The 21,243-nt window shown below is 71.6% G+C and carries 23 protein-coding genes; 11 read left to right on the forward strand and 12 right to left on the reverse strand.

What is annotated here, in order from left to right; genetic code table 11:
• Positions 1-71 precede the first annotated feature (71 nt).
• On the forward strand, positions 72-266 hold the full coding sequence (locus KV381_RS28310; RefSeq protein ID WP_030080190.1) for a DUF3046 domain-containing protein: 195 nt from the start codon (positions 72-74) through the stop codon (positions 264-266).
• 164 nt (positions 267-430) lie between these two features.
• Positions 431-1,573 carry an AI-2E family transporter gene (locus KV381_RS28315; protein ID WP_098025132.1) on the forward strand — a complete coding sequence of 381 codons (1,143 nt, stop codon included), beginning with the start codon at positions 431-433 and terminating at the stop codon, positions 1,571-1,573.
• A 47-nt stretch (positions 1,574-1,620) separates the two neighbouring features.
• Here the strand turns inward: KV381_RS28315 and KV381_RS28320 are convergent, their stop codons facing one another.
• Positions 1,621-2,505, reverse strand: coding sequence for an SDR family oxidoreductase (locus KV381_RS28320; protein ID WP_249626292.1), 885 nt, complete (start codon positions 2,503-2,505; stop codon positions 1,621-1,623).
• A gap of 197 nt (positions 2,506-2,702) precedes the next feature.
• Here KV381_RS28320 and KV381_RS28325 point away from each other — a divergent pair, with 197 nt between their 5' ends.
• The 3 genes from KV381_RS28325 to recX all read left to right on the forward strand — a co-directional run bounded on the left by KV381_RS28325 (position 2,703) and on the right by recX (position 5,716).
• Entirely contained in the window at positions 2,703-3,638 is a 936-nt protein-coding gene (locus KV381_RS28325) for an aminoglycoside phosphotransferase family protein (protein ID WP_218786654.1), read from the forward strand.
• Positions 3,639-3,829: 191 nt separating this feature from the next.
• On the forward strand, positions 3,830-4,960 hold the full coding sequence (gene recA, locus KV381_RS28330) for a recombinase RecA (RefSeq protein ID WP_030080182.1): 1,131 nt from the start codon (positions 3,830-3,832) through the stop codon (positions 4,958-4,960).
• Positions 4,961-4,963: 3 nt separating this feature from the next.
• The gene (recX, locus tag KV381_RS28335) at positions 4,964-5,716 is read left to right on the forward strand and encodes a recombination regulator RecX (protein WP_218786655.1); all 753 of its coding nucleotides are present in this window, start codon (positions 4,964-4,966) and stop codon (positions 5,714-5,716) included.
• Between the two features lie 20 nt (positions 5,717-5,736).
• Here recX and KV381_RS28340 read toward each other — a convergent pair whose 3' ends face one another.
• The 9 genes from KV381_RS28340 to KV381_RS28375 all read right to left on the reverse strand — a co-directional run bounded on the left by KV381_RS28340 (position 5,737) and on the right by KV381_RS28375 (position 13,169).
• Positions 5,737-6,369 carry a hypothetical protein gene (locus tag KV381_RS28340; RefSeq protein ID WP_218786656.1) on the reverse strand — a complete coding sequence of 211 codons (633 nt, stop codon included), beginning with the start codon at positions 6,367-6,369 and terminating at the stop codon, positions 5,737-5,739.
• 169 nt (positions 6,370-6,538) lie between these two features.
• Positions 6,539-6,976, reverse strand: coding sequence for a rhodanese-like domain-containing protein (locus tag KV381_RS28345; protein WP_373461106.1), 438 nt, complete (start codon positions 6,974-6,976; stop codon positions 6,539-6,541).
• The gene (locus KV381_RS28350) at positions 6,973-7,581 is read right to left on the reverse strand and encodes a cysteine dioxygenase family protein (RefSeq protein WP_218786657.1); all 609 of its coding nucleotides are present in this window, start codon (positions 7,579-7,581) and stop codon (positions 6,973-6,975) included. Before KV381_RS28350 ends, KV381_RS28345 begins: the two co-directional genes overlap by 4 nt.
• Before the next feature lie 74 nt (positions 7,582-7,655).
• Positions 7,656-7,742 (reverse strand): putative leader peptide, encoded by an 87-nt coding sequence (locus KV381_RS37130; protein WP_311605579.1) that lies wholly within the window; start codon positions 7,740-7,742, stop codon positions 7,656-7,658.
• Positions 7,743-7,782: 40 nt separating this feature from the next.
• Positions 7,783-9,489 carry an FAD-dependent monooxygenase gene (locus tag KV381_RS28355; RefSeq protein ID WP_218786658.1) on the reverse strand — a complete coding sequence of 569 codons (1,707 nt, stop codon included), beginning with the start codon at positions 9,487-9,489 and terminating at the stop codon, positions 7,783-7,785.
• A gap of 176 nt (positions 9,490-9,665) precedes the next feature.
• Complete coding sequence (locus KV381_RS28360) at positions 9,666-10,607, reverse strand: amino acid ABC transporter permease (RefSeq protein ID WP_030633374.1); 942 nt, start codon at positions 10,605-10,607, stop codon at positions 9,666-9,668.
• Positions 10,604-11,251, reverse strand: a complete 648-nt coding sequence (locus KV381_RS28365) for an amino acid ABC transporter permease (protein WP_030080167.1) — start codon at positions 11,249-11,251, stop codon at positions 10,604-10,606. The genes KV381_RS28360 and KV381_RS28365 overlap by 4 nt, the downstream gene beginning before the upstream one ends.
• 175 nt (positions 11,252-11,426) lie before the next feature.
• Positions 11,427-12,350, reverse strand: coding sequence for a glutamate ABC transporter substrate-binding protein (locus KV381_RS28370; RefSeq protein ID WP_030080165.1), 924 nt, complete (start codon positions 12,348-12,350; stop codon positions 11,427-11,429).
• A gap of 33 nt (positions 12,351-12,383) precedes the next feature.
• Complete coding sequence (locus KV381_RS28375) at positions 12,384-13,169, reverse strand: amino acid ABC transporter ATP-binding protein (RefSeq protein WP_030080163.1); 786 nt, start codon at positions 13,167-13,169, stop codon at positions 12,384-12,386.
• Between the two features lie 388 nt (positions 13,170-13,557).
• Here KV381_RS28375 and KV381_RS28380 point away from each other — a divergent pair, with 388 nt between their 5' ends.
• Complete coding sequence (locus tag KV381_RS28380) at positions 13,558-14,250, forward strand: response regulator transcription factor (RefSeq protein ID WP_164617837.1); 693 nt, start codon at positions 13,558-13,560, stop codon at positions 14,248-14,250.
• Between the two features lie 20 nt (positions 14,251-14,270).
• Positions 14,271-15,665 carry a HAMP domain-containing sensor histidine kinase gene (locus tag KV381_RS28385; RefSeq protein ID WP_086778860.1) on the forward strand — a complete coding sequence of 465 codons (1,395 nt, stop codon included), beginning with the start codon at positions 14,271-14,273 and terminating at the stop codon, positions 15,663-15,665.
• A gap of 47 nt (positions 15,666-15,712) precedes the next feature.
• Here the strand turns inward: KV381_RS28385 and KV381_RS28390 are convergent, their stop codons facing one another.
• Positions 15,713-16,714 (reverse strand): TAXI family TRAP transporter solute-binding subunit, encoded by a 1,002-nt coding sequence (locus tag KV381_RS28390; protein WP_218786659.1) that lies wholly within the window; start codon positions 16,712-16,714, stop codon positions 15,713-15,715.
• A 145-nt stretch (positions 16,715-16,859) separates the two neighbouring features.
• Here KV381_RS28390 and miaB point away from each other — a divergent pair, with 145 nt between their 5' ends.
• Positions 16,860-18,380: a tRNA (N6-isopentenyl adenosine(37)-C2)-methylthiotransferase MiaB gene (gene miaB / locus KV381_RS28395; RefSeq protein ID WP_030633367.1), complete on the forward strand. Its 1,521-nt coding sequence runs from the start codon at positions 16,860-16,862 to the stop codon at positions 18,378-18,380.
• 69 nt (positions 18,381-18,449) lie between these two features.
• Positions 18,450-19,169: a class III extradiol dioxygenase subunit B-like domain-containing protein gene (locus KV381_RS28400; protein WP_030080156.1), complete on the forward strand. Its 720-nt coding sequence runs from the start codon at positions 18,450-18,452 to the stop codon at positions 19,167-19,169.
• Between the two features lie 63 nt (positions 19,170-19,232).
• Here the strand turns inward: KV381_RS28400 and KV381_RS28405 are convergent, their stop codons facing one another.
• Positions 19,233-19,478, reverse strand: coding sequence for an antitoxin (locus tag KV381_RS28405; RefSeq protein ID WP_030080154.1), 246 nt, complete (start codon positions 19,476-19,478; stop codon positions 19,233-19,235).
• Between the two features lie 211 nt (positions 19,479-19,689).
• Here KV381_RS28405 and miaA point away from each other — a divergent pair, with 211 nt between their 5' ends.
• Both miaA and KV381_RS28415 read left to right on the forward strand, forming a co-directional pair.
• Positions 19,690-20,628 (forward strand): tRNA (adenosine(37)-N6)-dimethylallyltransferase MiaA, encoded by a 939-nt coding sequence (miaA, locus tag KV381_RS28410; protein WP_030080152.1) that lies wholly within the window; start codon positions 19,690-19,692, stop codon positions 20,626-20,628.
• 107 nt (positions 20,629-20,735) lie between these two features.
• The gene (locus tag KV381_RS28415; protein ID WP_030080151.1) at positions 20,736-21,188 is read left to right on the forward strand and encodes a hypothetical protein; all 453 of its coding nucleotides are present in this window, start codon (positions 20,736-20,738) and stop codon (positions 21,186-21,188) included.
• The last annotated feature ends 55 nt before the right edge of the window (positions 21,189-21,243 follow it).

Genomic DNA, 21,243 nt, shown 5'->3' on the forward strand with positions numbered 1-21,243 from the left:
CGTAGAGGGGAAAGGCGCCCGGCATGTGCCGGGCGGACCGGCTGCACTCTCAGGAGCGGGATACTGGTGGCATGCGGTTGACGATTTTCTGGGAGCGGATGGCCGACCACTTCGGTGCGGCGTACGCGGACTCCTTCGCCCGTGACCATGTGATGGCCGAACTCGGCGGCCGCACGGTGCACCAGGCCCTGGACGCGGGCTGGGACGCCAAGGACGTCTGGCGCGGGGTCTGCGCGGCCATGGACGTCCCGGCGGACAGGCGCTGAACAGGAGAGGTCGACTCGGGGCGGGGGGACCGGCGGCCGGAGGCATGGGCCAGACTTGTCCCGTGCCATCGACAGACGAGACCGTCCCGGTCCAGCCGTCCGACTCCCCGCCCGTCCCGCCGGCCGCGCCACCCGCGCCGCCGTCCGGTGCCGGCGGGGTCCGTATGCCCGGCTGGCTGCCGCGTGCGATGGTGCTGGCCCTGGCGCTCTACGCCTGCTTCCAGCTCAGCAGCTGGGCGTTCGACCAGCTCATCGGGCTGCTGACGAACGTGCTGATCGCGTTCTTCCTCGCGCTCGCCATCGAGCCCGCGGTCGGGCGGATGGCGCATCGTGGCATACGCCGAGGGCTGGCCACGTTCCTCGTCTTCCTCTGCCTGATGATCTTCGGTGTCGGGTTCGTGGTGCTGCTGGGGTCGATGCTCGCGGGCCAGATCGTCGACATGGTCGACGAGTTCCCCAAGTACATCGACTCGGTGATCAACTGGGTCAACCAGACCTTCCACACCGAACTCTCCCGGGTCGAGGTCCAGGACAGCCTGCTGCACTCCGACTGGTTGCAGAAGTACGTCCAGAACAGCGCCACCGGCGTGCTCGACGTCTCCACCACGGTCATCGGCGGGCTGTTCCGGCTGCTGACGATCTTCCTGTTCTCGTTCTACTTCGCGGCCGACGGCCCCCGGCTCCGCCGCGCGCTGTGCTCCGTCCTGCCGCCGGCCCGGCAGACCGAGGTGCTGCGCGCCTGGGAGATCGCGGTCGACAAGACCGGCGGGTACATCTACTCGCGCGGTCTGATGGCGTTGATCTCCGGCGTCGCGCACTACATCCTGCTGGTGATCCTCGGGGTGCCGTACGCCCCGGCGCTCGCGGTCTGGGTCGGACTCGTCTCGCAGTTCATCCCCACCATCGGCACGTATCTCGCGGGCGCCCTGCCCATGCTGATCGCCTTCACGGTCGACCCCTGGTACGCGGTGTGGGTGCTCGGGTTCGTGGTGATCTACCAACAGTTCGAGAACTACGTGCTCCAGCCCAAGCTGACCGCGAAGACCGTCGACATCCACCCGGCGGTCGCCTTCGGTTCGGTCATCGCGGGCACGGCCCTGCTCGGTGCGGTCGGCGCGCTGGTCGCCATCCCCGCCGTCGCCACGCTCCAGGCGTTCCTCGGCGCCTATGTGAAGCGGTACGACGTCACCGACGACCCACGGGTGCACGGCGGAAGCAGCCGCGCTCCCCGGAGGCCGTTGCCGTCGCGGATACGCCGTCTGCTGAACGGCCGCGGGGAAGCGGAGGACGGCCCGCGTCCGCAGTAGCCGGTCGCAGCGGGCGCCTCAGGGGTGGTCCGTGACGTCGGGTCGCCTCAGCGGTAGCCCGTCACGTCGGCCGGCAGGCCCGGGTCCTGGACCTCGGTCAGATAACGCCAGGCGTCGGGCCGGTCCCCGTCCACATCGGTGAAGCCGTAGACCTGGGCGAGCTGCCCGCTGGAGAGCGACCTGCCGTTCCAGCGGGCCACCTCGGGATCGCCGGCGAGGGCGGCCACGGCGCGGCCGACGTACGCGGGGGACTCGGAGATCGCGAAGTGGGGCGCGTGCGCCACGGCGTCGCGCCAGGTGGCCTCGGTCACCCCGTGGGCCTGGAGCATGGCCTCGGACCGGAGCCAGCCGGGGGTGAGCGCCACGGCCGTCGCACGGTGCGGTGCGAGTTCATGGCCGAGGGCGAAGGCCATCCGGTTCACCGCGGCCTTGGCCAGGTCGTAGAAGAACGAGACGCGGTAGTGGGACGCGTTGTACTCGTCCGTCCCGTCGGTCATCTCGACGACCAGGCCGCCCGGAGTCTCGATCAGCAGGGGCAGCGCGAAGTGGCTGGTGATGGCATGGGTGTCGACGGCCAGCCGCAGGGTGTGCAGCCCGGTGTCGAGCGACGACCCCCACACCGGCTTGTCCCACTCGATCTCGGCGCCCCAGATGTCGTTCACCAGGATGTGCAGGGCCCCCTGCTCGCTCGCGATACGGGCCACGAGCGCCCTGACCCGGTCGGGCACCAGGTGGTCGACCTGGACGGCGATACCCCGTCCACCCGCCGCGTCGACCAGGGCCGCGGTCTCCTCGATCGTCTCGGGCCGGTCCATCTCGGAGCGCTCGGACCCGCTCGTACGCCCGGTCACGTACACGGTCGCACCGGCGGCGCCGAGCTGGACGGCAATGCCTCTGCCGGCCCCGCGGGTACCACCGGCGACGAGCGCCACACGGCCGGCCAGGTCGGATGCGGGGGCCTGCCCTCCGTGGGGTGTTCCGGGTTCCGCGGTCGCTCCCATAACGATCGAATATAGGGCGATACGTTCAGGTGTGCAGGCGCTGTCGAGCGTCGGCGGCCAGAAGCTAGTGGTCGCGCGCCGACGGCAGGCCGGGAGGCGCTCCTCCTGCTCCAGTACCGTGCATGCGCATGACCGATGCCGAGACCGAGATCGAAAACGGGACCGAGGCCGAGGCCGGAGCCGAGATCACCGCGGAGCTGGTTCGGGACCTGCTGCGGGAGCAGCACCCGGACCTTGCGGGGCTGGCCGTCCGCGAAGTGGCGGGCGGCTGGGACAACCAGCAGTGGCGGATCGGGGACGAGCTGGCCGTACGGATGCCGCGCACCGAACGCGCCCCCGATCTGCAGCGCAAGGAGCGGCGGTGGCTGCCCGTCCTGGCCCCGCGCCTGCCTCTCCCGGTCCCGAACCCCGTGCGGACCGGTGAACCGTCCGCGCTCTTCCCGAAGCCCTGGACCGTCATGACGTGGGTCCCCGGCGAGCCCCTGGACCACGCCTCCATCAGCCGTGGCGACCACGCGGCCGAAGCCCTGGCGGGCTTCCTCCGGGCGCTCCATGTGGAGGCGCCCGCCGGGGCGCCGATCAGCTCGGACCGCGGTGCCCATCCCAGCGGATGCACGGACGGCTTCGACGGCCTCTTCGAGGCCGTTGCCCCCGGCGACATCGCCGAAGCGATCCGGGCCGTCTGGGCCGATGCCGTCGCGGCGCCCGCGTGGGAGGGGCCGCCGGTATGGGTGCACGGTGACCTGCACCCGGCGAATGTCGTCGTCTCGGACGGGACGCTCTCCGGTGTGATCGACTTCGGCGACCGGTTCGCCGGTGATCCGGCATGGGATCTGGCGGCCGCATGGGTGATCCTTCCGGCGGGCACCGCATCGCGGTTCTTCGACGCCTACGCGCATGCGGACGAGGGGACGATCCGGCGCGCCCGCGGACTGGCCGTTCTGAAGGGCCTGGTCCTCATGCTCGTGGGCCGGAACGGGGACCGGGGCCTTCCCGGCGGTAAGCCGACATGGGGGCCTGCGGGCCGGGCGGCCCTCGACCGTGCCCTGGAAACCGCCCGGTAGTGCGCGTGAGGTCAGCGTGGTGCGCTTGACACCAAAATCGAACATCCATTCTGATGGGATTCCGGCCGGGTTTTCCCGGGCCCGACCGTGGAGTTGTCCACAGGCCGGGAGGACGTCGAGGCCCATTGTCAGTGGCAGGGGTTAGCGTCTGTGACGTGAAGCGATCGACTCAAGCAAATCGGGTGGAACCCATGGCAGGCAACGACCGCGAGAAGGCGCTGGACGCCGCACTCGCACAGATTGAACGACAGTTCGGCAAGGGCGCGGTGATGCGCCTGGGCGAGCGGCCCAACGAGCCCATCGAGGTCATCCCCACGGGATCGACCGCCCTCGACGTCGCCCTCGGCGTCGGCGGTCTGCCGCGCGGCCGTGTGGTGGAGGTGTACGGACCGGAGTCCTCCGGTAAGACGACGCTGACGCTGCACGCCGTGGCGAACGCGCAGAAGCTCGGCGGCTCGGTGGCGTTCATCGACGCCGAGCACGCGCTGGACCCGGAGTACGCGAAGAAGCTCGGCGTCGACATCGACAGCCTCATCCTGTCCCAGCCGGACAACGGTGAGCAGGCGCTGGAGATCGTCGACATGCTGGTGCGCTCCGGCGCCCTGGACCTGATCGTCATCGACTCCGTGGCGGCCCTGGTGCCCCGTGCGGAGATCGAGGGCGAGATGGGCGACTCGCACGTGGGTCTGCAGGCCCGCCTGATGAGCCAGGCGCTCCGCAAGATCACCAGCGCGCTCAACCAGTCCAAGACCACCGCGATCTTCATCAACCAGCTGCGCGAGAAGATCGGCGTGATGTTCGGCTCCCCGGAGACCACCACCGGTGGCCGGGCGCTGAAGTTCTACGCCTCGGTGCGTCTGGACATCCGGCGTATCGAGACGCTGAAGGACGGGACCGACGCGGTCGGCAACCGCACCCGCGTCAAGGTCGTCAAGAACAAGGTCGCGCCGCCGTTCAAGCAGGCGGAGTTCGACATCCTCTACGGCCAGGGCATCAGCCGCGAGGGCGGACTGATCGACATGGGCGTGGAGCACGGCTTCGTCCGCAAGGCCGGCGCCTGGTACACGTACGAGGGCGACCAGCTCGGCCAGGGCAAGGAGAACGCCCGCAACTTCCTCAAGGACAACCCCGACCTCGCCAACGAGATCGAGAAGAAGATCCTGGAGAAGCTGGGTGTCGGCGTCCGTCCGGACGACGGGACGGGCGAGCCCGCCGCGGACGCCGCCGCGACCGCGGCACCGGCGGCCGACGGGGCGGCGAAGCCGGCGACCACCGCGGCCGCCAAGGCCAAGCCGGCCAAGACCGCGGCGGCCAAGAGCTAGGCCGTGACACGTCGTACGGAGTGGCCGGGCAGCCCTGCCGAGCCCGGCGGCGATCCCGGATCCGGTTACGGGCCCACCGACACGTCCGCCGCCGCGCGGGGGGCGGCAGCGGACGACGTCGGGGCGCGGTCCGGGCGCCGCTCACGCGGTGGAGCGGGCGCCCGGAGCGGATTCGGCGAAGGGGCGGGCCGCCGTGCCCGCTCCGGTACCAGAAGCAGCGGCTCCCCTTCCTCGTCGAGGGCCGAGAAGGGGGAGCCGCGAGACCCGGTCGAGCAGGCGCGCGCCATCTGTCTGCGCCTGCTCACCGGGACACCGCGTACGCGCAAGCAGCTCGCGGACGCCCTGCGCAAGCGGGAGATCCCGGACGAGGCGGCCGAGGAAGTGCTCGCGCGCTTCGAGGACGTCGGGCTGATCGACGACGCGGCGTTCGCCGGGGCATGGGTGGAGTCCCGGCACCACGGCCGGGGGCTCGCGCGCCGTGCCCTCGTCCGTGAGCTGCGGACGAAGGGCGTGGACTCCGCCGTGATCGACGAGGCGGTCGGACAGCTCGACGCGGATCAGGAGGAGGAGACGGCTCGCGAGCTCGTGGCCCGCAAGCTCCGCTCCACGCGGGGCCTGGACCGTGACAAGCGGCTGCGCCGGCTGGCGGGGATGCTCGCACGCAAGGGGTACGGGGAGGGCATGGCCCTGCGGGTGGTGCGGCAGGCGCTGGAGGAGGAGGGCGAGGACACGGAAGGCCTGGACGAGCCCTTCTGACGGGAGCTCCTGTCCGGTGGTTACTGTCCGGCCAGGGCCGCGAGGCGGGCGGCCCCGTCGACGAGGGCCAGCGCGTCCGCCGCGGTGCGGCCCGGCACGCGGTTCCAGGGGCCGATCAGCCCGGGCCACCCCTGCGCACGCAGCTCCGTGATCAGCCAGGCGCCGGCCCGGTCCACGGTGTCGAGGGAGCCGTAGCCGAGGCGGTGCGCCGAGATCAGGGCGCCGCAGACGCAGCGTGCGCCACGGGCGTTCCGCAGCCGGTACGGGGTGTTCTGCCAGCCCCACTCGGCGAGGATCTGCCGTGCGTAGCCGAGCTGGGTCGAGGGGCGCAGGTCGCCCTGCCCGACCCGACGCCAGAGGTGGACGCGGTCGGGCAGCATCGCACCCAGCCGCCCGGGCAGCGGGCGCTCGTCCGGAGGCGGGGCGGGCAGCGTCCGCAGCGTGTCGCCGACGAGCCGGTCCACGGGCACGGACAGCAGGCTCCGCCAGTCGAAGGGGCCCGGGGGCGAAGGTTCCGCCGGACTCGCGGGGGCGAGCGGGGGCTCGGGGGCGGTGTACTCCCACCCCGTGACGATCTGCTGCCACGCCTGGGTGTCGTGCAGCCGGGAGGCCTGGTCGTCGAGCTGTTCCGGGGTGAGGACAGCGATCGCCATGAGTGCGTCATCTCCGTACATTTCGGACCTCTTGTGTGAGGCGAATGTCGGTTACGCACGGCGATTGCTCCAGTGGAACGTGGCGTTCGGGTGTGCGACACCCGTGGCCCGACACCCGAGCTCAGGTGTCGGGCCACGGGTGTCGGACCACAGGTATCAGGTGCCGGTGTCAGACGGAGGTGACCGGAAGTCCCGCGGCCCGCCACGCCTGGAAGCCGCCGATCAGGTCGGTGGCCCGGTGCAGGCCCAGCTGCCGCAGCGAGGCGACCGCGAGGCTGGAGGCGTAACCCTCGTTGCAGATGACGACGATCCGGAGGTCGTGGCCGACCGCCTCGGCGGCGCGGTGGCTGCCCTGGGGGTCGAGCCGCCACTCCAGCTCATTGCGTTCGACGACCAGCGCGCCCGGGATCAGTCCGTCCCGGTCGCGGAGGGCCGCGTACCGGATGTCCACCAGCAGGGCCCCGGCCTCCGCCGCCGCGGCGGCCTCCGGCGGGCCGATCCGGTCGTAGCCGGCCCGGACCCGCTCCAGCAGCTCGTCGATGCCCACCGGAGCAGTGCCCACCGGTGCCGAAACCCTTCGCACCGCGGCGTTCCGGTCCGCGCTCACTGCCAGTCCCCCGGGCGCTCGGTCTGCTCCAGACGGAGCACCGCACCGGTGCGGCTGAACCGGCGGATCCGCGGCAGCGGAGGGTAGTAGGCGTGGACGGAGACCGCGTGGGCGTCGGTGGACTCGTTGAGGACCTCGTGGACGTGGTTCTGACCGAACGCCCGGCCCTGACCGGTCGCCAGCACCCTCGACCGGTCCACCCCCTCCGTCAGCTCCAGCGTCTTCCAGCCGTCGGTGGGCAGCCGCACGGCCAGCGAGTGCTCCTTGAGGGCGCCCGACGCGGTGGTGAACGCGCCGAACGAGTCGGCGTGATCGTGCCAGCCCGTGCCGGTGCCCGGCGGCCAGCCGATCAGCCACGCCTCGCTGCCGCCCGGCCCGTCGAGCCGGATCCAGGTGCGGCCCTCCGGATCGAGGGGGAGCGAGGCGATGAGGGCCTCGTCCCGGGCGGTGTCGCGGACGAAATCCATCAGCTCCGCGACCGTCGGCGCGGCGGCGGAGGACCCGGTGGCGGAGGACCCGGCAGGGGCGGACGCGGTGGCGGCCACCGGGGCGGAAGGGGAAGGAACGGAGACAGCCGTGGGCACGGCGGAGTGAGGGGAAGACACGAGGACCGTCCTGAGAGTTCGCATGGGAGCCCGGCCGTGCGGAAAGGCGGCACGGATCGGCAGAGGGAAGCGATTCAGCAGGACGGGCGACACACGCAGCCCGCGTAACGGACGAGGTCCATATGGACCCTCCGCCACAGGCGCACATCGGTGTCGGTCATGATCTGGAGTACACCATGCGCGCCTGTGGCGGTCAATCGGTCAGGTGATCGCGGCGGTCCCGTCGGCGTGCACCCGTGCCCGGGGCGGCCGCTCGTGGTCCGCGCTCCGCTCGCCCTCGCCGTCCTCCGGTCCCGCGGGCTCCCGCGTACCGCGCGGCGCACCACCCAGCGCGGCCTGTGCCGCGGTGTACAGCTCCGCGGGCCGTACGCCGCCGAAGGCCGCCACCAGATGCCCGTCGGGCCTGACCAGCAGCACGGTGTGGGCCGAGGCCCCCGGATAGCTCTCGGTCACCAGCAGCTCCGTGGGCCCCGGGAGCGCCGCGACGGCGTCCGTGAGGCGGGGCATGACGCCCGCGGTCCGCCAGTGCCGCCGGTCCCAGACGCCGGTCCCCGGTGCGACCAGGATCACCAGCGGCTTGCCCTGCCCGAGCCGCTCCCGCAGCCGCCCCGTCGTTCCGTCCGGCGCCGTCACCGTCACATCGGTGACCGGCGCACCGGGGGGCGTACCGACGACGGTGTGCGCCTCGGCGTGCGGAGGCGCAAGGGGGGAGTGCGAGTACGAAGGGGGCGCACCGAGGGCTCCACAGCCCAGATGGCCGTCGGAGAGCAGGGTGTCGTGACCGCGCGCGGCGCCCGGGACCAGGGTCCGCAGGCCGCCTCCGCCGCGCAGTATCGGCAGCGACTGGTCGGCGGCGCGCAGCCGGGCGGCCACCGCGGCCCGGCGCTCCGCCTGGTAGCTGTCGAGCAGGTGCTCGGCCGGGCCGTGGTGCCAGGCGTGGGCCAGCTTCCAGGCCAGGTTCTCGGCGTCCCGGAGACCCTCGTCGAGCCCCTGCGTGCCCAGCGCGCCGAGCAGGTGCGCCGCGTCCCCGGCCAGGAAGGCGCGTTGCTTGCGCCAGCGCCGGGCGAGCCGGTGGTGGAGCGTATGGACGCCGGTGTCCAGCAGTTCGTACGCCGGGGTCTCGCCGCACCAGCCGGCCAGCGTGTCCCGGATGCGGGTGATCAGGGCTTCGGGGGTGACCAGTTCGCCGCGCGGCGGCAGCAGCCAGTCCAGCCGCCAGACGCCGTCCGGCAGCGGCCGGGCGGAGATCTCGGCGCCCCCGGTCCGCCAGGGAGGCTGCCGGTGCGACACGGCCTCGTCCGGCCAGGGCAGTTCGGCCCGGAGTGCGGCGACGGCGTGCCGCTCCACCGCCGTACGGCCGGGGAACCGGATGTCCAGCAGCTTGCGCACGGTCGACCGGGCGCCGTCGCAGCCGACCAGATAACTCCCGCGCCACCAGGTCGATCCCGGCTCCCGGGTGTGCACCGTGATGCCGTCGGGGTCCTGCTCCAGCGTGTCGATCCGGCTCATCGGCACCAGCTGGACCAGCGGCGCCTTGTCCACCGCCGCACGCAGCGCGCCGCTCAGCGCGTGCTGCGGAACATGGAGCGGCGAGGGAAGGAGCCCGGGGAGCGGTTCCTCGGCCTCCTCGTGCCCGCGGCCCCCGCTCAGCGGCACGTCCCGGACCAGCTGCTTCCGGCGCATCGAACGCCACCCGGCCCAGCGCAGCCCGACGCGGTCCAGCTCCCGGCAGCCCAGGCGGCCGACCAGGTCGGCGGTGTCCTCGCGCAGCACGACCGTGCGGGCGGGACGGGGCTCCTCGGCGCCGGGGCCCTCGTCGAGAACGACCGAGGGGACGCCCTGGGCGGCGAGGGCCAGCGACAGCGTCAGGCCGACGGGCCCGGCGCCGACGACGATCACCGGGTCCACGGCGCGTACCCTCCGGCCCGTACGGTCATGCGGAACGTGGCATAGGAAGCCGGGTGCGTGATCACAGAACGTATGCAACCCACTGGTGGTGCTTGCGTCAAGTGACCGAGGCAGCGACGCGTGCGCCGCTGCCTCGAATGCTCCTGCCGGGAGGGGTCGGCAGGACCCCGGGGTGGTCAGCCCTTCGTCACTCCGGCCCCACCGGCACCGCCGTCCGTGGGGCCTGCGCCCCCTGCGCCCCCCAGGTCCGGGCCGGGCACGGCGTCCACCGCGGGGATGCCGGCGGCCGGGGCGCCGGGCGCCACCTTGATGCCGGTCTTGGCGCGGCGGCCGCGCTTCTCGATCCAGGTCGCCAGCGCCGAGAGCAGCAGACACATCGCGATGTAGATCGTGCCGATCACGACGATCGTGGAGACGTACGGGTACTGGCCGTTCACCTGGGTGTTGGAGGCGATCAGACGCGCGGTCTGGAGCAGCTCCGGGTACAGGATGATGAAGCCGAGCGAGGTGTCCTTGAGGGTCACCACGAGCTGACCGATGATCGTCGGCAGCATGGACCGGACGGCCTGCGGCATCAGGACGCTGACCATGACCTGCGTCTTGCTCATGCCGAGCGCGTACGCCGCCTCGCTCTGCCCCTTGGGCACCGAGTTGATGCCGGCCCGCAGCACCTCGGCCTGGACGCAGCCGTTGTAGACGGACAGGCCCGCCGCGAGCGCCCACATCGAGTAGTCGGTGAGGAAGCCGACCCAGATGGCGTAGATGGTGATCAGCAGCGGCAGCGAGCGGAACAGCTCGATGAAGGTGGTCGCCGCCCAGCGGATCGGCTTGTGGTCGGAGAGCCGGCCCACCACCAGGAGCACACCGAGGACCAGCGAGCCGATCGCGGCGAGACCGAACGCCTTGAGCGTGGCGATCAGGGCGTCGGCGATGTTCTGCCGGATGCCCGCGTAGTTGAAGATGTCCCACATCTCGGGGGCGAGGTGCCCCTTGTCGGCGAGCCGCACGATGCTGGCGCCGATCAGCGCCGCGATGGCGAGGGTGCCGACGACGGCGTAGATCCGGTTGCGGACGACGGCCTTGGGACCCGGGGCGTCGTAGAGAACGCTGGCGCTCATCGGGCGACCTCCATGCGACGCTCCAGCAGCCGGAAGAGGCCGCTGATGGTAAACGTGACGACCAGATAGCCGAGGGCCACCCAGATGAAGACGGGGACGATGTCGTAACCCTTGTCGCTCATCAGCTTCTGCCAGCCGAACAGTTCGGCGACGCTGAAGGCCCCGGCGATCGCGGAGTTCTTGGTGAGCGCGATGAAGATGCTGCTCAGCGGCGGGATCACGGTCCGGGTCGCTTGGGGGAGCACCACGATCTGGAGCGTCTGGGCGAACGTCATACCGATCGAGCGCGCGGCCTCGGCCTGTCCCAGCGGCACGGTGTTGATGCCGGAGCGGACCGCCTCGCACACGAACGACGAGGTGTAGAAGCCGAGCGCCAGCGAACCGAGGACGAACGGGCTCATCCCCGGGAAGAGGATCTCGGGCACGACGAAGAAGAAGATCAGGAAGAGCAGCGTCAGCGGGGTGTTGCGCATCAGCGTCACCCAGGCGGTGCCGAAGTACCGCAGCGGCGGCACCGGCGAGACCCGGAATCCGGCGATGAGCACACCGAGGACCAGGGCGATAACCGAGCTGACGGCGGTGATCGACACGGTTCCTATGAAGCCGTCGCGGAACTCTGGGAAATTGTCGAGCAGTACGTTCATGAGGTCTCCGCGTCGGCGGTCAGCGGCATCAGGGCAGGGGAAGGGGCGCCCCGTACGCCCGTCGGCCCCGGGGAGAGGGCCACGGCGGCGGCGTACGGGACGCCTGGGTCACTCGCGGGGCGTCGTGACGGGTGTCGGCGCTCGGGCGCCCGGCGGTGCCGGGCGCCCGACGGCGTCAGTAGCGCTCGATGGCCGGCGGGTCGACGTACTCCGAACCGGACAGGCCCAGCGTGGCCTCGTAGATCTTCTTGTACGTGCCGTCCTTGACGCGCTCCTCCAGCGACTTGCTGATGGCCTCGCGGAGGACCTTGTCGTCCTTGTTCAGGCCGATGCCGTAGGGCTCGTCGGTGAACGGCTCGCCGACGACCTGGAGCTTGCCGGAGTTGGCGGCGGCGTAGCCCTTGAGGATCGAGTCGTCCGTGGTGACGGCGTCGATCTGCTTGGTCAGCAGCTGCTGCACGCAGTCGGAGTACTTGGCCAGCTCGACGACGCTCGCGCCGTACTCCGGCTTCTTGATCTCCTGGAGCGGCGTGGAGCCGACGATCGAGCAGACCTTCTTGCCCTTCACCGACTCCTTGCCGGTGATCGACTTGTCGTCCTTGCGCACCAGGAGGGCCGCACCGGCCTTGTAGTACGGACCGGCGAAGCCGACCTGCTTCTTGCGCTCGTCGTTGATCGTGTAGGTGCCGACGTAGTAGTCGACCTGGCCCTTGGAGATGGCCGTCTCACGGACGCCGGAGTCGACGGTCTTCCACTCGATCTGCTTGTCGGAGAAGCCGAGGTCGGCCGCGACCATCTTGGCGATCTCGATGTCGAAGCCCGAGCGCTCCTTGGTCGACTGGTCCTCGAAGCCGAGGAACGGCTGGTCGGCCTTGGCGCCGAGAACCAGCTTGCCGCGCTCCTTGGCCTTCTTGAAGACCGGGGAGTCCAGGGCGACGTCCTTGGCCACGGTGTACGTGGGCAGCGCGGGGGCCTCGGAGGAACCCGGCTTCGTGCCGCCCGGTTTGTCACCGGCGGAGCCCTCCTTGCCACCACACGCGGTGGCGGTCAGGGCGAGGACGGCGATGGCCGCGACGGCGGCGGACTTACGGAGCTTCATGTGAACAATCCTTAAGTTCGTAGGTCGTTGTCGTCAGTGGTGAAGGATCTTCGACAGGAAGTCCTTGGCCCGGTCGCTGCGCGGATTGCTGAAGAACTGCTCGGGGGTCGCCTCTTCGACGATCTTCCCGTCGGCCATGAACACGACGCGGTTGGCGGCGGAACGGGCGAAGCCCATCTCATGGGTGACGACGATCATCGTCATCCCGTCCCGGGCCAGCTGCTGCATGACCTCGAGGACCTCGTTGATCATCTCCGGGTCGAGAGCCGACGTGGGCTCGTCGAAGAGCATGACCTTCGGGTCCATCGCCAACGCCCGTGCGATCGCGACGCGTTGCTGCTGGCCACCGGAGAGCTGCGCCGGGTACTTGTCGGCCTGTACGCCGACGCCCACCCGGTCGAGCAGTGTCCTGGCCTTCTCCTCCGCCGCCTTCTTGTCGGCCTTGCGGACCTTGACCTGGCCCAGCATGACGTTCTCCAGCACCGTCTTGTGTGCGAAGAGATTGAACGACTGGAAGACCATGCCCACGTCGGCGCGCAGCCTCGCCAGCTCCTTGCCCTCCTGGGGCAGGGGCTTGCCGTCGATCGAGATCGCTCCCGAATCGATCGTCTCCAAGCGATTGATCGTGCGGCACAGCGTGGACTTGCCGGACCCGGAAGGCCCGATGACGACCACGACCTCGCCACGGGCGATGGTCAGGTCGATGTCCTGGAGCACATGCAGCGCGCCGAAGTGCTTGTTGACGTTGCTCAGTACGACCAGGTCGTTCGCCGCGGGCGCGGCATCCTCGGCGTCCTTGGTCACTGAAACTCCGCTCATCGGCTTCTTGCTCCGTCCTCCTCGGTTGAAGCAGGACACTAATGACGCAGTGCGACCAACGTCATTACATCTGAGCGGAAATTGAGCATAACGATCCGGCGGCAACCGGACACTCCGCGTGAACGGGACGTCACGCGCCGCCCCGGGGCGTACCGGGTGCATAACGGAAACCCTGCTGTAACCGGCAGGCTCTTGACTGGTGTGCCGCTCATCGGCGTGGATGCCTTGAGCAAGGAAGACGCGAAGCGTCGATGAACGGAAGGTCTCGCAGACGATCTTCCGGGTGAAGCGGCGTGAAACGTGAGATAACACCTGGTGACACCGTGCAACGGTGGCGCGAAGGAACCCGAGGAGCCGTTCGGCCCCGGGAGACGCGGAGAGGAGGGCCATGAGACTGCTGCTCGTCGAGGACGACGACCATGTCGCGGCGGCCCTGTCCGCCGTGCTCGCCCGGCACGGATTCCAGGTCGTGCACGCCCGCAACGGCGAGGAGGCCCTGCGCGCGCTGCTGCCCGCCGAGAAGGAGCCCTTCGGGGTGATCCTCCTCGACCTCGGCCTGCCCGACCAGGACGGCTACGAGGTGTGCGGAAAGATCCGCAAGCGCACCGCCACCCCCGTGATCATGGTCACCGCCCGCGCCGACGTGCGCTCGCGCATCCACGGACTCAACCTGGGCGCCGACGACTACGTCACCAAGCCGTACGACACCGGCGAACTGCTCGCCCGTATCCACGCGGTCGCCCGGCGCACCACCAGCGGCGAGGACACCGCGCCGACCCCCGTCGCCGCCCTGCGGCTCGGGTCGGTCGCCATCGAGCTGCCGACCCGCCGGGTCAGCGTCGACGGCGAGGAAGTCCAGCTCACCCGCAAGGAGTTCGACCTGCTGGCGCTCCTCGCCCAGCGTCCCGGCGTCGTCTTCCGCCGCGAACAGATCATCAGCGAGGTCTGGCGCACCAGCTGGGAGGGCACCGGGCGCACGCTGGAAGTCCATGTCGCCTCCCTGCGCTCCAAACTGCGGCTGCCCGCCCTGATCGAGACCGTACGGGGCGTCGGCTACCGGCTCGTCGCGCCGTCCGCGTAACCGGCGGGTACGTTTCCCCGGTGCGCTCCCGTCTGCTCCCGCTGCTCATCGTCCTGATGGCCGCCGTTCTGCTCACCCTCGGCCTGCCGCTCGCGGTCAGTGTGGCGGCGGCCGAACAGCAGCGTCTGGTGATCGACCGGATCGACGACACCGCACGGTTCGCCGCCCTGGCACAGGCCATCACCGACACCTCCCCGGACAGCGAGGAGCGCCGCCGCACCCTCCAGACCGACCTGGAGGTCTACACCTCGGTGTACGACATCCGCGCCGGCGTCTTCTTCCGGGACGACCGGGCCCTGGCCAAGGCGCCCAGCTTCTGGAGCCTGCCCGCCGAGGGCGAGGGGCGTACGGCTTTCGACGAGGCGCTGTTGGGCCGCCGCTCGCACGACCCGCCGCAGGTCTGGCCCTGGCGCGACGGCCGGGTCGTCGTCGCCTCGCCCGTGGTGCGCGACGGCGATGTGGTCGCCGTGGTCGTCATCGACTCGCCCACCGGCGAGATGCGGTCGCGGACCCTGCGGACCTGGCTGTTCATCGGCCTCGGCGAGGCGCTGGCCCTGCTGGTGGCGGTCGGCGCGGCCGTCCGGCTCACCGGCTGGGTCCTGCTGCCGGTGCGGACCCTGGACGCGGCCACCCACGACATCGCCGGCGGCCGCATGCGCTCCCGGGTCGCCGCCTCCGCCGGGCCGCCGGAGCTCCGACGCCTGGCGCGCTCCTTCAACGAGATGGCGGACAACGTCGAGGACGTGCTGGAGCAGCAGCGCGCCTTTGTCGCCGACGCCTCGCACCAGCTGCGCAACCCGCTCGCCGCCCTGCTGCTGCGCATCGAGCTCCTCGCCCTCGAACTGCCCGAGGGCAGCGAGGAGATCGCGGCCGTGCGCACCGAGGGCAAGCGGCTGGCCCGGGTCCTCGACGATCTCCTGGACCTCGCGCTGGCCGAGCACGCCGAGGCGGACCTCCAGCTGATCGACATCGTCCCGCTCACCGCCGAACGGGTCGCCTCCTGGCGGCCGATGGCGGAGCGGGAAGGGGTGGCCCTCACCCTGGACGGGGCCCCGGCGGCCACCGCCTGGGCCGACCCCATCGCGCTCTCCAGCGCCCTGGACGCGGTGATCGACAACGCCCTGAAGTTCACCCCGGCAGGAGAGGACGTCACCGTCACCGTCGCCGCCGGAGCCGTCGCGGCGACCGTCGTCGTCGCCGACCGGGGCCCCGGCCTCACCGAGGCGGAGCTGGAGCGCGTCGGGGACCGCTTCTGGCGCAGCACCCGCCACCAGAACGTCAGCGGATCGGGCCTGGGCCTCTCCATCTCCCGGGTGCTGCTCGCGGCGGGCGGCGGTTCGATCGCGTACGAGCACCACCCACCGCACGGCCTGCGGGTGACGGTCTCACTGCCCCGCGAACGGCCGGGCGGCTGAGCCGGCAGTCCCGCGTCAGGAAGCCTCGCGCCCTCGCCGAGGAGCGCTCACGGCTTCACCGAGCGGTAGTAGTCCTTCGCCCCGTCGTGCACATCCAGCGGATCCGTGTAGATCGCCGTCCGCAGATCCACCAGCTGCGCCGCGTGGACCTCGCGGCCGATCCGGTCCCGGCTGTTGATCACCGTCCGGGTGAAGGCCTCGGTCATCGCCGCGTCCGTCCGGTCGGTCGTGACGAGCAGATTGGCGACGGCGACCGTGGGCACCGACTGACCCTGCTGGGCCTCCGGATAGGCGTCGGCGGGCATCATCGCCGACCGGTAGAAGCGGGTGGGGCCGGTCGCCGCCTGCAACTTCGCGACCAGGGCCGCCTCCAGCGGCACCAGCCGGATGTCGAAGCGATGCGACAGCTCCTGCACGGCCGCGGTCGGCAGCCCGCCCGACCAGAAGAAGGCGTCGAGCCGGCCCTGGGTCAGCCGTACGGGCATGGTGTCGATGCCCACCGGCACCGGTGTGATGTCCTCGGCCGGATCGAGCCCCGCCGCCGCCAGCAGCCGGTCCGCGACCAGCCGCACCCCGGAGCCCTGCTGGCCGACGCCCACCCGCTTGCCCCGCAGGTCGGAAGGGGTGCGGATGTCGGAGTCGCGGGGCACGACCAGCTGGACGTAGTCGTCGTACAGCCGGACGCAGCCGCGCAGCCGCTGGGCCCCCGGCCGCCCGTCCCGCAGATAGGTCGCCACGGCGTCGGCGGTGGCGATGGTGAAGTCCGCCTCGCCGGTCGCCACCCGGGCGAGGTTCTGCTGCGACCCCTCGCTGGTCCGCAGCCGTATGGACACCTCCGGCATGTCCTTGGCGAGCGCGCCCTCCAGCCGCTCCCCGTACCGCTGGTAGACGCCGCTGGGCACCCCGGTGGAGAAGGTGAGCGACCCGCTCGGGTCACCGTCGTCCCCCTGGGGCTGGAGCCACCACGCGAGCAGCCCGAGCACGATGGCGAGGACGGCGCCCGTCTGCAGGGTGCGCCGGCGGCCGAATCGGGACAGAGCGTGGAACATGCGCGCGATCCTGCCAGCTCACCCACCCCCCTGGCCAGGCTTCCCCGTGAGGCCCGGCCCACAGCGGACGGCCCAGGGGAGGGGCGGCACGAGGTTGCGGAAGGCTACGGGAGGGGCCTGCCCGGCAACCGCCTACCCTTGTCCCATGAGCAGCGGCAACCGGAGCGAAGCAGTGGACGTCCAGAAGAGCTACGAGGTGCGCACCTACGGGTGCCAGATGAACGTCCACGACTCCGAACGGCTGTCGGGTCTCCTGGAGGGCGCCGGTTACGTCCGGGCGCCCGAGGGTTCCGACGGCGACGCCGACGTCGTCGTCTTCAACACCTGCGCGGTGCGCGAGAACGCCGACAACAAGCTGTACGGGAACCTCGGCCGCCTCGCGCCCATGAAGACCAAGCGCCCCGGGATGCAGATCGCCGTCGGCGGCTGTCTCGCGCAGAAGGACCGCGACACCATCGTCAAGCGGGCCCCCTGGGTCGACGTCGTCTTCGGCACCCACAACATCGGCAAACTGCCGGTCCTCCTGGAGCGCGCCCGCGTCCAGGAGGAGGCGCAGATCGAGATCGCCGAATCGCTGGAGGCCTTCCCCTCCACGCTCCCCACCCGCCGCGAGTCCGCCTACGCCGCCTGGGTCTCCATCTCCGTCGGCTGCAACAACACCTGCACGTTCTGCATCGTCCCGGCCCTGCGCGGCAAGGAGAAGGACCGCCGCACCGGCGACATCCTGGCCGAGATCGAGGCCCTGGTGGCCGAGGGCGTCTCCGAGATCACCCTGCTCGGCCAGAACGTGAACGCGTACGGCTCCGACATCGGCGACCGCGAGGCCTTCTCGAAGCTGCTGCGCGCCTGCGGAAAGATCGAGGGCCTGGAGCGCGTCCGCTTCACCTCGCCGCACCCCCGCGACTTCACCGACGACGTCATCGCCGCCATGGCCGAGACGCCCAATGTGATGCCGCAGCTCCACATGCCGATGCAGTCGGGATCGGACACCATCCTGAAGGCGATGCGCCGCTCCTACCGTCAGGAGCGCTTCCTGGGAATCATCGAGAAGGTGCGCGCCGCGATGCCGGACGCCGCCATCTCCACGGACATCATCGTGGGCTTCCCCGGCGAGACCGAGGAGGACTTCGAGCAGACGATGCACGCCGTCCGCGAGGCGCGGTTCGCCAACGCGTTCACCTTCCAGTACTCCAAGCGCCCCGGCACCCCCGCCGCCGACATGGACGGTCAGATCCCCAAGGAGGTCGTCCAGGAGCGTTACATGCGCCTGTCCGCCCTCCAGGAGCAGATCTCCTGGGACGAGAACAAGAAGCAGGTCGGCCGCACCCTGGACGTCATGGTCGCGGAGGGCGAGGGCCGCAAGGACGGCGCCACCCAGCGCCTCTCCGGCCGTGCCCCCGACAACCGGCTGGTCCACTTCACGCAGCCCGAGAAGGCCGTGCGCCCCGGTGACGTGGTGACCGTCGAGATCACCTACGCCGCCCCGCACCACCTGCTCGCCGAGGGCACTCCGCTCGCCGTACGGTCCACCCGCGCGGGCGACGCCTGGGAGAAGCGCACCACCGAGGCGGCCGCCAAGCCCGCCGGAGTGATGCTCGGCCTCCCCGGAATCGGCGCCCCGGACCCGCTCCCGGCCGCCGCGGCCCCGGCCTGCGGCATCGGCTGACGGCCCCGGGCCCGGCATCGGCCGGCGCTCCGGGCCCGGCCGGCACCCCCGGCAAGTACGCTGACCGGCATGCTTGTCGCCGCCGCCGTGTGCCCCTGTCCGCCGCTCCTGGTGCCCGAGGTCGCCGCCGGGGCCTCCGCCGAGCTCGACGCCGCGCGGGACGCGTGCCTCGACGCCGTGGGGGTGCTCGCCGCCTCGCGCCCGGACCTGCTCGTCGTGGTGGGACCGGGCGACGACCGCTCCGCCGGGCGCTACCCGGCGGGAGCGCACGGCACCTTCCGGGGCGTCGGCGTGGACCTCGATGTGACGCTCGGCGACGCACCGCGGGACGCGGCGGTCCCGGACCGGCCGCTGCCGCAGTCCCTCACCGTGGGCGCGTGGCTGCTGGGCCGGGCCCGGTGGACGGGCGCGCCCGTCGAAGGGCTCGCCGTGGCCGAGCGGGAGGCCGCCGAGGAGTGCGCGTCGGCCGGGCGGGCCCTCGCCGGACGGGCCGAGCGGGTCGCGCTCCTGGTGATGGGCGACGGCAGCGCCTGCCGCACCCTCAAGGCGCCCGGCTACCTCGACGAGCGGGCCGCCGCGTTCGACGCGGGGGCCACCGAAGCGCTCGGCTCCGCCGACCTCGACGCCCTCGCGGCGCTCGACGCCACGCTCGCCCACGAGCTCAAGGCGGCCGGACGGGCCCCCTGGCAGCTGCTCGGCGGCGCCGCGCGGGACGCCGGGCTCGCCGGACGGCTGCTGTACGAGGGCGCCCCGTACGGCGTGGGCTACACCGTCGCCGCCTGGTCCTGAACAGACCGGCGGCGGGTACGGAGCACTCGGCTCCGTACCCGCCGCCGGGGTACTGCCACCGCGTCAGGAGGCGGGCGGCGGCGGAGGCGGAGTGCCGCCGTCCTTCTGCCCCAGCTTGTCCACGGCCTCCTTGGCCTTGCGCGTACCCGAATCGATCTTGTCGCTGTACTTGCCCTTGGTCTTCTGGTCGACCGTGCGCGCGGCCTTGTCGAGGCCCTGCTCGATCTTGCCCCCGTGCTGCTGCGCGAGGTCGCCGACCTTGTCCTTGGCCGGACCCAGCTTGGCCTTCAGGTTGTCCAGGAACCCCATTGGGTCACCTTCCGTGCAGTGAGGACTGTTCTCGGGAGCGTTCTCCCGCCCCCATTGTCCGTCACCTGTCCGTTCCTGCCGTTTTTACTCGCCCTGTAGCGCCCGCAGGCGTTTTCCGAGCGCGTCCTTGACGTCGCTCTCCGCACCCGGCGGCGCCCCCTGCCCCGCCCGACGTGTTCGGGACGGCCCGGATATTTGGGAGACTGTCCGGGTGACCCCTCCCGCTTCCGCCCCCCGCGTCATCACCGTCGTAGGCCCCACCGCAGCCGGAAAATCGGATCTGGGGGTCTTCCTGGCCCAGCGGCTGGGCGGTGAGGTGATCAACGCCGATTCCATGCAGCTCTACCGGGGGATGGACATCGGCACCGCGAAACTGACGCTCCCCGAGCGCGACGGCGTGCCCCACCGGCTGCTGGACATCTGGGACGTCACCGAGGCCGCCAGCGTCGCGGAGTACCAGCGCCTGGCCCGCCTGGAGATCGACCGGCTGCTCGCCGAGGGGCGCACCCCCGTCCTGGTCGGCGGTTCCGGGCTGTACGTGAAGGGCGCCATCGACGCCCTGGAGTTCCCCGGTACGGACCCCGAGGTCCGCGCCCGCCTCGAAGCGGAACTGGCCGAGCGCGGCTCCGGAGCCCTGCACGCCCGCCTCGCCGCCGCCGACCCGGACGCCGCCCGGTCCATCCTGGCGAGCAACGGCCGCCGCATCGTGCGCGCCCTCGAAGTCATCGAGATCACCGGCAAGCCCTTCACCGCCAACCTCCCCGGCGACGAGCCGGTCTACGACGCCGTGCAGATCGGCGTCGACGTGGAACGCCCCGAACTCGACGAGCGCATCGCGCTGCGCGTGGACCGGATGTGGGAGGCCGGACTCGTGGACGAGGTGCGCGCCCTGGAGAAGTCCGGGCTGCGCGAGGGCCTCACCGCCTCCCGGGCCCTCGGCTACCAGCAGATCCTCGCGGCGCTCGCGGGGGAGTGCACCGAGGACGACGCGCGGGCCGAGACCGTACGCGCCACCAAGCGCTTCGCCCGCCGTCAGGACTCGTGGTTCCGCCGTGACCCGCGTGTCGTGTGGCTCGGCGGCGGACACCGTGACCGGGGGGAACTCCCGCACCGGGCGCTGACGTTGGTCGAACGAGCGGTCACAGCCTGATCACGTGATGGCATCGGGAAGCTCCGGCCGTCAATTCGGCACCCGTGATCGTGCCATCATCGAGCATCGATCCACCAGTGGAGTCCGAGTTGGGAGGGCGCGTGGCGATGGAGGCCGGCCCTCGCGACACGGAGCAGCGCGACACAGAGCACGAGGTGCCGTCACAGCGGGAGACCGCGGGACGGCTGAGCCCGGACGGGCCCGACGAGCAGGACGTGACCCCCGAGGTCGAGGTCGAGCTGCGGCCCACCCGCAAGCTGCGGATCTGGCAGCTCGCGCCCATCGTCATGCTGGCCGCGGTCGGCTCGCTGATGTTCGCCTTCCCGCTCGCCTTCGAGTTCGGTGACGGCGGCGCCATCGTCGCCATGCTGGGTCTCCTGATCAGCTGCTGCGCGGCCGGCTGGGGCATGATGGCGGCCCGCCGCGTCGGCCACACCTGGCCGGGCCTGCCCTCCCGCGGCTCGGGCGACCGCCCCGACTGGCGGGTGATCGCGCTGTACGCCGCGACCGGCGTCGCCCTGGTCGCCCTCGCCGTCTGGCGCGTGGCCCGGCTGCGCTGACGGCGGCGCGGCCCGTGCGACCGGGCCGCTCGTGCGGGTTGTCGGCGCCGCCTCG

The organism is Streptomyces sp. WY228 (assembly GCF_019287315.1).
Classification (GTDB): Bacteria; Actinomycetota; Actinomycetes; order Streptomycetales; family Streptomycetaceae; genus Streptomyces; species Streptomyces caviscabies.